Source organism: Streptomyces hiroshimensis (assembly GCF_014650335.1).
In the GTDB taxonomy this organism is placed as follows: Bacteria; Actinomycetota; Actinomycetes; order Streptomycetales; family Streptomycetaceae; genus Streptomyces; species Streptomyces hiroshimensis.
In genome coordinates, this window is the sequence record NZ_BMUT01000002.1 from 605459 (window position 1) to 617783 (window position 12325).

At 74.6% G+C, this 12325-nt stretch carries 10 protein-coding genes and 1 pseudogene; 8 read left to right on the forward strand and 3 right to left on the reverse strand.

Annotation, left to right across the window (positions count from 1 at the left end):
- On the forward strand, nt 1–123 hold the full coding sequence (locus tag IE241_RS08090) for a SapB/AmfS family lanthipeptide (RefSeq protein ID WP_190020914.1): 123 nt from the start codon (nt 1–3) through the stop codon (nt 121–123).
- Between the two features lie 152 nt (nt 124–275).
- Nucleotides 276–1979: an ABC transporter ATP-binding protein gene (locus IE241_RS08095; RefSeq protein ID WP_190020915.1), complete on the forward strand. Its 1704-nt coding sequence runs from the start codon at nt 276–278 to the stop codon at nt 1977–1979.
- A gap of 437 nt (nt 1980–2416) precedes the next feature.
- Here IE241_RS08095 and IE241_RS08100 read toward each other — a convergent pair whose 3' ends face one another.
- Entirely contained in the window at nt 2417–2614 is a 198-nt protein-coding gene (locus tag IE241_RS08100) for a hypothetical protein (RefSeq protein ID WP_190021112.1), read from the reverse strand.
- A gap of 882 nt (nt 2615–3496) precedes the next feature.
- On the opposite strand from IE241_RS08100, the pseudogene IE241_RS34925 reads away from it, so the two are divergent.
- Nucleotides 3497–4081: pseudogene (locus IE241_RS34925) on the forward strand (ATP-binding cassette domain-containing protein); the annotation flags it as partial.
- A gap of 336 nt (nt 4082–4417) precedes the next feature.
- Here IE241_RS34925 and IE241_RS34765 read toward each other — a convergent pair.
- Nucleotides 4418–5029 carry a response regulator transcription factor gene (locus tag IE241_RS34765; RefSeq protein WP_373300620.1) on the reverse strand — a complete coding sequence of 204 codons (612 nt, stop codon included), beginning with the start codon at nt 5027–5029 and terminating at the stop codon, nt 4418–4420.
- A 192-nt stretch (nt 5030–5221) separates the two neighbouring features.
- Nucleotides 5222–5860: a TetR family transcriptional regulator gene (locus IE241_RS08115; RefSeq protein WP_190020917.1), complete on the reverse strand. Its 639-nt coding sequence runs from the start codon at nt 5858–5860 to the stop codon at nt 5222–5224.
- Between the two features lie 222 nt (nt 5861–6082).
- Between IE241_RS08115 and IE241_RS08120 the strand changes: the two genes are divergently transcribed.
- The 5 genes from IE241_RS08120 (at nt 6083) to IE241_RS08140 (ending at nt 12299) form a co-directional block, all read left to right on the forward strand.
- Nucleotides 6083–7462, forward strand: a complete 1380-nt coding sequence (locus tag IE241_RS08120; protein WP_373300607.1) for a glycosyltransferase family 4 protein — start codon at nt 6083–6085, stop codon at nt 7460–7462.
- 559 nt (nt 7463–8021) lie between these two features.
- Entirely contained in the window at nt 8022–8759 is a 738-nt protein-coding gene (locus IE241_RS08125) for a class I SAM-dependent methyltransferase (protein WP_190020918.1), read from the forward strand.
- The gene (locus IE241_RS08130; RefSeq protein ID WP_190020919.1) at nt 8756–9838 is read left to right on the forward strand and encodes a prenyltransferase/squalene oxidase repeat-containing protein; all 1083 of its coding nucleotides are present in this window, start codon (nt 8756–8758) and stop codon (nt 9836–9838) included. The genes IE241_RS08125 and IE241_RS08130 overlap by 4 nt, the downstream gene beginning before the upstream one ends.
- 113 nt (nt 9839–9951) lie before the next feature.
- Nucleotides 9952–10767, forward strand: a complete 816-nt coding sequence (locus tag IE241_RS08135; RefSeq protein ID WP_190020920.1) for a maleylpyruvate isomerase family mycothiol-dependent enzyme — start codon at nt 9952–9954, stop codon at nt 10765–10767.
- A gap of 113 nt (nt 10768–10880) precedes the next feature.
- Entirely contained in the window at nt 10881–12299 is a 1419-nt protein-coding gene (locus IE241_RS08140) for a M1 family metallopeptidase (RefSeq protein WP_190020921.1), read from the forward strand.
- The last annotated feature ends 26 nt before the right edge of the window (nt 12300–12325 follow it).

A 12325-nucleotide genomic window follows, 5' to 3' on the forward strand; every position in this document is an offset into this window, starting at 1 on the left:
ATGGCGCTTCTCGACCTGCAGAACATGGAGTCCGACGAGAACACCGGTCACGGTGGCGGTGGCCAGAGCACGGTCAGCCTGCTCTCCTGTGTCAGCACCGCCAGCGTGCTGATCTGTCTCTGATCCGGCACCCGGATCCGTCTCCGGTCCGGCACCGGACCGGACGCTGAGCAGGCACCGGGCGGGCCCCTCCTGCGACGAGGGGCCCGCCCGGGTCCGCATTCGCCTGCGGACACTTTCCCTACGGATGGTACGGACGCGAGGGCCACCGATCCATGGCACACACCCGCACCGCCACGGCCTCCACCGGAGACCGGCTGCTGCTCGGCACCGCCCGGCACAGCGCCGCCCGGGCCGCCGCGCTCGCCCTCCTCGCGGTCGCGTCCACCGGGGCGGCCCTGCTGCTGCCCGTCACCCTCGGCCACACCCTCGACCTGCTCCTCGCCCGCCGCGGCGCCGACACCGGCCGCTGGGTCGGCCTGTGCGCGCTCCTCGTCGCCGGCCCCGCCGCCCTCGACGCGCTCGCCGAACTCCTCACCGGCACCACGGCCGCCCACGCCACCGCCCGGCTGCGCCACCGGCTCCTCGGCCACGTCCTCGCCACGGGCCCGCAGGCCACCGGCCGCTTCCCGCCCGGCGACCTCGTCACCCGCCTCGTCGGCAACGCCGCCGACACCGGCACCGCTCCCGCCACGCTCGCCCACGCCGCCGCGTCCGTGGCGGGCCCCGTCGGCGGGATCGTCGCCCTCGGCCTCATCGACCCCCGGCTCGCGCTCGCCTTCCTCGCCGGCGCGCCACTGCTCGCCGTCCTCCTGCGCGCCTTCACCCGCGCCTCCACGGACTGCGTCGCCCGCTACCAGCAGCTCCAGGGGGACATCGCCGGGCGCCTGGTCGAAGCGCTCGGCGGGGCGCGCACCATCGCCGCCGCCGGGACCACAGCCCGGGAAGAGGCCCGCATCCTCGGACCGCTGCCGGGGCTCTCCCGCGAGGGGCACCGCATGTGGCGCGTCCAGGGCCGCTCCACGGCCCAGGCCGGCACGCTCGTGCCGCTGCTCCAGATCACCGTCCTCGCCGTCGCCGGCCTCCGGCTCTCCCAGGGCCTCCTCAGCGTCGGGGACCTCCTCGCCGCATCCCGCTACGCCGTGCTCGCCACCGGCGTCGGCATGCTCGTCGGCCACCTCAACGCCGCGGCCCGCGCCCGCGCCGCGGCCGCCCGCGCCGCGGAAGTCCTCGCCGTGCCCGCAGCCCCGTACGGCGAGCGGCTGCTGCCGCCCGGGCCCGGCACCCTGGAACTGCGGGGCGTGCGGGCGGCGCGCGGCGGCCGGACGGTCCTGCAGGACGTCACCGTGACGGTGCCCGGGGGGAGTTCACTGGCGGTCGTCGGACGATCCGGCAGCGGCAAGTCGGTCCTCGCGGAAGTGGCAGGCCGCCTCGCCGACCCCGACGCCGGCACCGTCCTCCTCGACGGCGTCCCCCTCTCCGCCCTCCGCCACCACGACCTGCGCCGCGCCGTCGGCTACGCCTTCGCCCGGCCCGCGCTGCTGGGCGGCACGGTCGGAGGCACGATCGGCTTCGGGGCGGTCACGCCGGGGCGCGAGGTGCGGGAGGCCGCGGCGCGGGCGGCGTGCGCGGACGACTTCGTACGGCGCCTCCCGCACGGCTACGACACGCCCTGCGCGGACGCCCCCCTCTCGGGCGGCGAGGCCCAGCGCCTGGGCCTCGCCCGCGCCTTCGCCCACGCGGGCCGCCTCCTCATCCTGGACGACGCCACGTCCAGCCTGGACACTGCGACGGAACGCCGCGTCACGGCAGCCCTCCACGCGTCGTCCGCCCCCACGCGCGTACTGATAGCCCACCGCGTGACGACGGCCGCGAGCACGGACCGCGTCCTGTGGCTCCACGAGGGAAGAGTGCGGGCGGTGGCCCCGCACGCCGAACTGTGGGACGACCCGGACTACCGGGCGGTCTTCGATGCGTGAGGCGACGTCATGACCGCGGGCCCGGCCGACGTGGGCAAGCCGCTCCGCGGCGGAGCCCGCGGGCGCAGGACGGCCTGTCCGGCTACGGGGCCGCGGGCTTGCCCTTCCCGCCGCGACGGCGAGCCGCCCCGTGGCGGCTTCCGGCGGTGCCGGGCCGGTCTCGGCTGTCACCGGGGGAGTTGTCCGGCGGTGTCGACCCGGTGGCTGGAGCCGGCCGGGTGTCAGCCACTCCTCTTCCGCCGCGACGGCGAGTCGTCCCGCGGCGGTTCCCGGCGGTGCCGGGCCGGTCTCGGCTGTCACCGGGGGAGTTGTCCGGCGGTGTCGACCCGGTGGCTGGAGCCGGCCGGGTGTCAGCCACTCCTCTTCCTCCGCGACGGCGAGTCGTCCCGCGGCGCGTCCCGGCGGTGCCGAGTCGGCCCTTCTCGTGGCGGCGGGTGTCATCCGGCGATGCCGGACGGGCTGCCGAAAGCAGCTGGGCCGCAGCCGCCCTCCTCCGCCGCGACGGCGAGTCGCTCCACGGTGGAGTCCGGCGGTGCCGACCGGACGGACCGGCCGAGCCGGCCGGCTGCGGGGGCGTCGGCCCGCTCCTTCCGCCGCGGCGGCGAGCCGAACCGTCCCTGCCGGGCGGACCGCACGCTTCCGCGCTCACCCTGGAGGTCCCCGTGACACCCGTTGAGCCCGGGCTCGCCCGGCGAGGGGTCCGTTATCTCGCCCGGCGGCGACGCGTCGTCGCGGCGCTGCTCGCCTGGTCCGTCGTGGAGGCCGGGCACACCTTCGCCCTGGGGTACGCGCTGGCCGAGGCGCTCGACGAAGGGTTTCTCGCCGGGCGCCCCCGTACCGGCCTCGCCTGGCTCGGCCTGGCCGCCGTCGCCGTGGTCGCCGGGGCGTACGGGACGGGGCGTACGTACGGCGGCGTCGCCGGACTCGTGGAGCCCTTCCGGGACGGGCTCGTGCGGACGGTCGTCTCCCGCGCCCTGCACCGCGGCGGCGGCAGCGACACCGCGGCCGTGTCCCGGCTGACGCACCAGGTGGAGATCGCCCGTGACGCCTTCGCCGGCCTGGTCATGGTCTCGCGGTCGTTCGTCTTCACCGCGGCCGGCGCCCTGACGGGCCTGTTCCTGCTCGCACCCCCGCTGCTGGCGGTCGTCGCACCGCCCCTCGTCCTGGGGCTCGGCCTGTTCCTGGCGACGCTGCGCCCGCTCGCCCGCCGCCAGGAGGCGTACCTCGCCGCGGACGAGACCCTCGCCGCCGGGCTCGGCGACGTCTTCGCCGGCCTGCGCGACGTCACGGCGGCCGGCGCCGAGCCCCGCGTCCGCGCGGAGACCGGCGCCCTCACCGATGCCACGCTGCACGCCTCCCGCTCGCTCGCGCGCTGGTCCGTCGTACGGGTCGTGGCGCTCGCCCTGGCCGGGCAGCTGCCGGTGGTGCTCCTGCTGGCGGGGGCGCCGTGGCTGCTGGACCACGGCGTCACCGCGGGCGGCCTCGTGGGCGCGCTCGCCTATCTGACGCAGTCCCTCATGCCCGCGCTGCAGAACCTCGTCCACGGCCTCGGTACGAGCGGCTCCCGCCTCGCCGTGGTGGTGCGCAGGCTCACGGCGCCGGGTCTGCCCGACGGCCCGCCGGGCGAACCGGCAGCCACAGCAACAGCCGCACCACAGGACGCCCCAGCCCCCGCGCTCGCCCTGCGCCGCCTCACCTTCGCCTACGGCGACCGCGCCGACCCCGTCGTACGCGATCTGGACCTGACCCTGCCCCGGGGCGCGCACCTGGCCGTCGTCGGCCCCAGCGGCGTCGGGAAGTCGACGCTGGCCGGGCTGGTCGCAGGCCTCCTGCGCCCGGGCGGCGGCGAGGTCACCGTGGGCGGCGCCCGGGCCGGCACGGCGGCCGCCGCCGCACGGCGGGTGCTGATTCCGCAGGAGGCGTACGTGTTCTCGGGGACCGTCGCCGACAACCTCGGCTATCTCCGGGACGACCCCGTCCCGGAGGAGGAGCTGCGGGCCGCTGCGGAGGCGCTCGGCATGGCGGAACTCGTCCGCCGTGTGGGCGGCTTCGCCGCCCCCCTCGCCCCGGCGGAGCTTTCGGCGGGGGAGCGGCAGCAGATCGCCCTGGCACGGGCCTATCTGTCGCCCGCCCCCCTCGCCGTGCTGGACGAGGCGACCAGCCACCTCGACCCCGTCGCGGAGGCCCGCGCAGAACGGGCCTTCGCGAGCCGCCCCGGCGGCACCCTCGTCGTCATCGCGCACCGGGCCGCCTCCGCCCGCCGTGCGACCCGCATCCTGGTGATGGACGGCGCGGACACGGTCTGCGGGGAGCACCACGAGCTGCTGGCGCGGTCCCCGCTCTACCGCGACCTCATGGGCGCCGCCGACCCGGCCCACCGAGGCCCCGAGCCCCGGAACCCGGCACACCGGGACGGCTCTTCATGCCGAGACAGCCCCTCATACCCACCCCGCCCCCTGCGAGATACGGATCGCGTCGACCCGGTTCCGCGCCCCGGTCTTCCGGGTGATCGCGGCCATGTAGTTGCGCACCGTCCCGTTGGACAGGTGCAGGCTGCTGGCGATCTCCCCGACGGACGCCCCCTCCGCCGCGAGTGACAGCACGCTCAGCTCCCGTCTCGTCAGCGGGATCTCAGCGGCCTCCAGGAAGCCGAAGCCGAGCGTCTCGTCGATGTACCGCTCGCCTTTCGCCACATGCCTTATCCCCTCGACCAACCGGTCGGGAGAAGCGTTTTTGCTCAAGTACCCCAGAGCCTTCTCCTCGTACGCCCGGCGCAGCGGCCCCGGCCGCCCCGCGCTGGCCAGGGCGAGCAGGGCCGCCCTGTCGTCGCGCGCGTCACCGTGCCCGGACAGCTCCCGCAGGCCGCCCGGCCCGCCCGCCTCCGGGCTGTCCATGTCCACCACGCACACGTGCGGCCGCAGCGAGTCCGACATGACCACCGCGCGTTGCCACGATGCCGAGGAGACCTCCAGGTCCGGCTCTCTGCCGAGGAGAGCCGCCAGTGCCGCCCGCAGCAGATAGGTGTCATGCACCAGAAGCACCCGGATCACGGTCCCCGCCTTCCCGCTCCCCCGCGCAGCGAGTGCTGCGCCGGACACGACGCTCATTCATACCGGCGTGTGCCACCGCTCCGGGCGCGTATACCGGACATGGAGGGGGCGCAAGGGCGCATGAATTCCGCCACGTGCGCCCCAAGTTCACTCGAAAGCGCCCCCCATGAATCGGGTGCCGGGGGTAGCGCGTCAGGCCTGCTGTGGGGTAGTGAGCCGAATGAGCCGGCAGACGGTCTCGATGTCGATCCGCACCTGTGCGATCGAAGCGCGCCCCGAGAGCCAGGTGATGAGCGCCGAGTGCCAGGTGTGCTCGATGACGCGGACGGCGGAGAGCTGCTCGGGGGTGGGCGGCCCGGCCGGTCCCATGGCGTCGAGGATGATCGTCGTGGTGAGCCGGGAGACGGTGTCGACCTCGGAGCTCACCGAGCGGTCGGCGAAGGTGAGGGCGCGCACCATCGCATCGGCCAGGTGCGGCTCGCGCTGCATGGCGCGGAAGGCCCGCATCAGGGTCTGGGCCACGCGCGCGGCCGGGTCGGCGTCCGTCGGCGGGCGCTTGCGCAGCGTCCCGTGCAGCCGCTGCAGCTGGTCCTGCATGGTGGCGACCAGCAGGTGGATCTTGGAGGGGAAGTAGCGGTAGAGCGTGCCGAGCGCGACGCCCGCCGCCTCGGCGACCTCCCGCATCTGCACGGCGTCGAAGCCGCCGCGGCTCGCGAGCTCCGCGGTGGCCTGCAGGATCCGGCGGCGGCGGGCCTCCTGACGCTCGGTCAGGGGAAGGCTGGGCCCGGCGGGCACGGCCCGCGCGGTCGGCGACTTGGGTTCCGTCGTCATATGTCCCATTCCGTGGCAATCCATCCAGGGGTGTCTGTCCGGCCCGGACGGCACAGCATGGCAGGGGCCGGGCCGTGGCGCGAATCACCCGATCCGGTCCTGGAGACCGCCCTTCCGGCCGGTAGATTCGAGGCTTCTGGACGACCCAGTCTGAAACTTGTTCTAGATTAGCGCGACCGGTTACGCTCCGGCCGGAACAGCAGCCAGAAGGAGGCCGGGGGAGTGACCGCTGAGGCCACTGAGGCAGCTCTCGCAGATGCGGCGGCGCGCGAGGCGCGCGCGGGGCAGGACGCACGGAACGACGGCCTCCGGGACGGGGACGGCGACCGCCCCCTGCGGATCGCGCTGCTCACCTACAAGGGCAACCCGTTCTGCGGCGGCCAGGGCGTCTACGTCCGCCACCTCTCCCGTGAACTCGCCCGCCTCGGGCACAGCGTGGAGGTCATCGGCTCCCAGCCGTACCCCGTCCTCGACGAGGGCGTGACCCTCACCGAGCTCCCGAGCCTCGACCTCTACCGCCAGCCGGACCCCTTCCGTACGCCCGGCCGCGACGAGTACCGCGACTGGATCGACGCGCTGGAGGTCTCCACCATGTGGACGGGCGGCTTCCCCGAGCCGCTCACCTTCAGCCTGCGCGCGCGGCGTCATCTCGCCGCGCAGCGCGGCCGGTTCGACGTCGTCCACGACAACCAGACCCTGGGCTACGGGCTCCTCGGCGGCCCCGCCGCGATCGGCGCTCCGCTGGTGACCACCGTCCACCACCCCATCACCGTCGACCGGCAGCTCGACCTCGCCGCCGCGGCGGACTGGAAGCGGCGGGCCTCCGTGCGGCGCTGGTACGGCTTCACCCGGATGCAGAAGCGGGTCGCCCGGCGGCTGCCGTCCGTGCTCACCGTCTCCGGCTCCTCGCGCCAGGAGATCGTCGACCACCTCGGCGTCCGGGCCGAGCGAGTGCACGTCGTGCCCATCGGCGCCGACACGGACCTGTTCTCGCCGGACCCGTCCGTGCCCGAGGTGCCGGGCCGGATCGTCACCACCTCCAGCGCGGACGTGCCCCTCAAGGGCCTGGTGCACCTGATCGAGGCCCTGGCCGTGGTCCGCCGCCGGCACCCCGCAGCGCACCTCGTCGTCGTCGGCAAGCGCGCCGAGGACGGGCCGGTCGCCACCGCGATCCGGCGCTGCGGGCTGGAGAACGCCGTCGAGTTCGTCAAGGGCATCACCGACGCCGAACTCGTCGACCTCGTGCGGTCGGCGCAGGTCGCCTGCGTGCCGTCGCTGTACGAGGGCTTCTCGCTGCCGGCCGCCGAGGCCATGGCCACGGGCACGCCGCTGGCGGCCACCACCGGCGGCGCCATACCGGAGGTCGCGGGCCCCGACGGGGAGACCTGCCTCGCCGTCCCGCCGGGCGACCCCGGGGCGCTCGCCTCCGCCCTGGGCCGGCTCCTCGACGACCCCGGACTCCGCCGCCGCCTCGGCGCCGCGGGCCGCGAACGCGTCCTGTCCCGCTTCACCTGGCGCGAGGCCGCGATCGGTACGGCGCGGCACTACCGCGAGGCGATCGCCCTCGCGGGCGGCGCCCGAAGCGCCGGACGGCCCGCCTGATGCCGGGCGCGGCACCGCACGCCACGCGGCGGGCGGCTTGGCACCGCCGGTCGGGCACGACTGCGCTGCCGACGACAAGCGCTTGCCGTAGCGGCGCTCAGCTGCAGCGTCGCGTTCCGGCGGCGCCGGACCAGGCCTGTTCGGCACCGCCGGAGACCGCCGCGGGGCTTGCTCGCCGTTGCGGCGGAGGGTTCTTCGGGCGCGGCGGCAGTGCCGCAGGCTATGTCCTGCCGCCGGCAGAAACCCCCCGCCGCAGCGGTGCTCAGCCGCATCGGCGCAGCCCGGCGGTGCCGGGCCGGGCCTGTTCGGCACCGCCGGACACGGCTGCGGGGCTTGCTCGCCGTTGCGCCGGAGGGTTCTCCGGGCGCGGCCGCAGCGCCGCAGGCCACGCCCTGCCACCGGCGGAAATCTCCCGCCGCAGCGGTGCTCAGCCGCATCGGCGCAGCCCGGCGGTGCCCGACCGGGGCCACCCGGTGGCGTCCCGCTCCGGTGACCCGGGCCGGAGGCCCTCCGTTTCCGCAATCAACCACCCCGTCCCGCCGGCCGAAGGCAAATACCCGTGCTGACCGTCGATTTCTCCCGCTTCCCGCTCGCCGCAGGCGACCGCGTCCTCGACCTGGGCTGCGGCGCGGGGCGGCACGCCTTCGAGTGCTACCGGCGCGGAGCGCGCGTCGTCGCGCTGGACCGCAACGGCGAGGAGATACGCGAAGTCGCCAAGTGGTTCGCGGCCATGAAGGAGGCCGGTGAGGCGCCACCCGGGGCCACCGCCACCGCCATGGAGGGTGACGCCCTCGCGCTGCCCTTCCCCGACGACAGCTTCGACGTCGTCATCATCTCCGAGGTCATGGAGCACATCCCGGACGACAAGGGCGTGCTCGCCGAGATGGTGCGCGTCCTCAAGCCGGGCGGCCGGATCGCCGTCACCGTCCCGCGCTACGGCCCGGAGAAGATCTGCTGGGCGCTCTCGGACGCCTACCACGAGGTCGAGGGCGGCCACATCCGCATCTACCGCGGCGACGAGCTCCTGGACCGCATGCGCGAGGCCGGCCTCGTCCCGTACGGCACCCACCACGCCCACGGCCTGCACAGCCCCTACTGGTGGCTCAAGTGCGCCTTCGGCGTCGACAACGACAAGGCGCTGCCCGTCCGCGCCTACCACAAGCTGCTGGTCTGGGACATCATGAAGAAGCCCCTGGCCACCAGGGTCGCCGAGCAGGCCCTCAACCCGCTCATCGGCAAGAGCTTCGTGGCGTACGCGACCAAGCCGCACCTGCCCGCCACCGGGACGGACGCGTGACTCTCTTCAGCCGCGGCTCCGGCCGCACCGAGCGCCTCGTGCTGCCCGGCGTCCTGACCGCCGAACAGGTCACGGGCACCGTCGCCGGCATCGCCGCCGTCCAGCGCGAGGACGGCGCCATCCCCTGGTTCCGCGGCCACCACCTCGACCCGTGGGACCACACCGAGGCCGCCATGGCCCTCGACGCCGCGGGCGAGCACGACCGCGCCGAGGCCGCCTACCGCTGGCTCGCCCGCCACCAGAACTCCGACGGCTCCTGGTACGCCGCCTACGCCGACGGTGCCGCCGACGAGCCCACCGACCGCTCCCGCGAGTCGAACTTCGTCGCCTACGTGGCCGTGGGCGTCTGGCACCACTACCTCGCCACCGGCGACGACGCCTTCCTCGACAGCATGTGGCCGACCGTCTACGCGGCCGTGGAGTTCGTCCTGGCGCTCCAGCAGGCCGGCGGGCAGATCGGCTGGAAGCGCGAGGAGGACGGCACCCCCGTCACGGACGCGCTGCTGACCGGCTCCTCGTCCATCCACCAGGCCCTGCGCTGCGCCCTGGCCATCGCCGAGCACCGCGAGGAGCCGCAGCCGGACTGGGAGCTGGCCACGGGCCTGCTCGCGCACGCGATACGCCGGCACCCGGAGCGGTTCCTCGACAAGAGCCGCTACTCGATGGACTGGTACTACCCCGTCCTCGGCGGCGCGGTCACCGGCGTCGCCGCCAAGGAGCGCATAGAGGAGGGCTGGGACCGCTTCGTCGTCCCGGGCCTGGGCGTGCGCTGCGTGCTGCCCAACCCGTGGGTGACGGGCGGCGAGAGCTGTGAGCTCGCCCTCGCGCTGTGGGTGATGGGGGAGTCGGACCGCGCCGTGCAGATCCTGCAGTGGATCCAGCACCTGCGGGCCGCGGACGGCATGTACTGGACGGGCTACGTCTACGACGACGACGCCGTCTGGCCCGAGGAGCGCACCACGTGGACGGCGGGTTCGCTGCTGCTCGCGGCGGCCGCGCTCGGGGGCGACGAGGCGACGACCGCGGTGTTCGGCGGGGAACGGCTCCCTGCGGGGCTGGAGCCGGACTGCTGCGCGTAGCGCCTCTGAACGGGTCCCTCCGCGTGGCGGGCGGCTGGCCGGAACGGTGAACCGGAGTCTGAACTTCCGGGCCTGTCAAGGGCGTTGTCAGTGGGCCGCTCTACAGTGAGGTCATGACGACGACGATGCTCAGCCACGACCGCTACTGTTCCGAGATCCTCCGTCAGACCGAGCTGCTGCGGGGCGCCCTGGGCGAGGGCGCCGACGCATCGGTCACCGTGCCCACCTGCCCGGAGTGGACGCTCGGGCAGCTCCTGCTGCACGTCGGCCAGGCCCACCGGATGGCCACCACGCTCGTGCGCGAGCAGGTCAAGGAGTTCGTGCCGCCCGCCGGCGCTGGCCACGGCGTCCCCACGCCCGCCCCGGGCCAGCCCTCCGCGGACGACCTGCCCGCTCTGACGGCGTGGCTCGCCGAAGGCGCCGAGGCGCTGGTGGCCGTCCTGCGCGAGGCGGGGACCGACAGCCCCGTGTGGACGTTCTCCGAGGACCAGCGGTCCGCCTTCTGGGCCCGCCGCATGACGCACGAGACCCTCATGCACCGCGCCGACGCCCTGGGCGCCCTCGGCCTCCCCTTCACGGCCGAGCCCGAGACAGCGGCCGACTGCCTCGACGAGTGGCTGGACATCCTCACCTTCCCGGCGGCCGTCGCGTTCAAGCCGCGGCTGGCGGAGCTGCCCGGTCCCGGCCGCACCGTCCACCTGCACGCCACCGACACCCCGGCGGAGCTCAATGCGGAGTGGTTCATCGACCTCACCGGCGAGGGCGTCACCTGGCGCCGGGCCCACGAGAAGGCCGCCGTGGCCGTGCGCGGCCCGGTGACCGACGTGCTGAGCGTCCTCTTCCGGCGCCTGCCCGCCGACACCGACCGCATCGAGGTCCTGGGCGACCGCGGCCTGCTCGACTTCTGGCTGGAGCGGGCCGTCTTCTGAGACGCCGTCTCCTGAGGTGTCGTCTCCCGAGGTGCCGTCTTCTGAGGCGCCTCCGGGCCGTCCCGGGTCATGTCCTGACGGGCCGTCCCGCAGTCTGATGAGAGCATGACCGTATGACCGTTGTGCCCAGATCCTCCGTGCCCCGGCGGCTGTGGCAGGCCGCGCTGCCCACCGCCTTCGTGCTCGTCGCGGCGGCCTGTGGCGGTTCCGGTGACGCCGCGTCCCGCAATGCCGGCGCGCCCGGCGCGGGGGACCCGCTCTTCCCCCGCCTGGGCAACGGCGGCTACGACGTCCGGCACTACGGCCTGACCCTCGACTACGACCCCGAGGACAACCGCCTGGAGGCCACCGCCGTCATCACTTCGCGGGCGACGCAGGACCTCGGCGCCTTCAACCTCGACCTCAAGGGGCTGACGGTCCGCAGCGCCAAGGTCGACGGCCGGCCGGCGCGCACGGCCAGGAAGGGCAGCGAGCTGACGGTGACGCCCCGGGCGTCCATCACCAAGGGGCACGAATTCGAGACGGTCGTCGTCTACGGCGGTAAACCGAAGGAGATCAAGGACGAGAACGGCGACGTCGCGGAGGGCTGGGTCGAGACCGACGACGGAGCGGTCGGCCTCGGCCAGCCGACCGGCTCGATGGCCTGGTTCCCCGGCAACCACCACCCCTCCGACAAGGCCTCCTACGACTTCACGGTGACCGTCCCCAAGGGCTACACCGCCGTGGCCAACGGAGAGCTGCAGCGACAGCAGGCCAAGGGCGACCGGACCACCTTCACCTGGCACAACGCCGAGCCGATGGCGAGCTATCTGGCGAGCGTGGCCGTCTCCCCCTTCAAGATCACCACCACCCGCGCCGGCGACCTGCCCGTCTACATCGCCACCCACCCCGAGGAGGCCGCGGCCACGCCCCGGCTGGTGAAGCTCCTGCCCGAGGCCATCGCCTGGGCGAGCGAGCTCTTCGGGCCCTACCCCTTCTCCTCCGCCGGCGCCGTCGTCGACCACAACCCCTACATCGACTACGCCCTGGAGACCCAGACCAAGCCGTACTTCGACTCCGCCCCCGACGACGTGACCGTCGTGCACGAAGTCGTCCACCAGTGGTTCGGCAACTCCGTCAGCCCCCGCACCTGGCGCGACATGTGGCTCAACGAGAGCTTCGCCGCGTACGCGGAGTGGCTGTGGGAGGAGAAGCACGGCGGCCGTTCCGCCCAGCGGATCTTCGAGGACTACTACGCCGGCAAGGACCCGCTGAGCGAGGGCATCTGGGCCTTCCCGCCCTCCGACCCCGCCCCGGCCACCGTCTCCGACCCGCCCGTCTACGGCCGCGGCGCGATGGTGCTGCACAAGCTGCGCCGGGCCGTCGGCGACGAGACCTTCTTCGAGACCGTCCGGGCCTGGGCGAGCGAGCACCGGCACGGCAACGCCGACACCGCCGAGTTCGAGCGCTTCTGGCAGGAGCGCACCGGGAAGAACCTCGGCGGCGTCTTCGGCCCGTGGCTCCACGGGCACGGGAGGCCGGACCGGCCGTGACCGCCGGGCGCGCGGTTCCCCGCCGC

What these genes read in the sequence shown, in the direction of transcription:
- IE241_RS08140 (WP_190020921.1), top strand. Translation starts at nt 10,881, where the DNA reads ATGACCGTTGTGCCCAGATCCTCCGTGCCCCGGCGGCTGTGGCAGGCC.
- IE241_RS08115 (WP_190020917.1), bottom strand. Translation starts at nt 5,860, where the DNA reads ATGACGACGGAACCCAAGTCGCCGACCGCGCGGGCCGTGCCCGCCGGG.
- IE241_RS08135 (WP_190020920.1), top strand. Translation starts at nt 9,952, where the DNA reads ATGACGACGACGATGCTCAGCCACGACCGCTACTGTTCCGAGATCCTC.
- IE241_RS08090 (WP_190020914.1), top strand. Translation starts at nt 1, where the DNA reads ATGGCGCTTCTCGACCTGCAGAACATGGAGTCCGACGAGAACACCGGT.
- IE241_RS08095 (WP_190020915.1), top strand. Translation starts at nt 276, where the DNA reads ATGGCACACACCCGCACCGCCACGGCCTCCACCGGAGACCGGCTGCTG.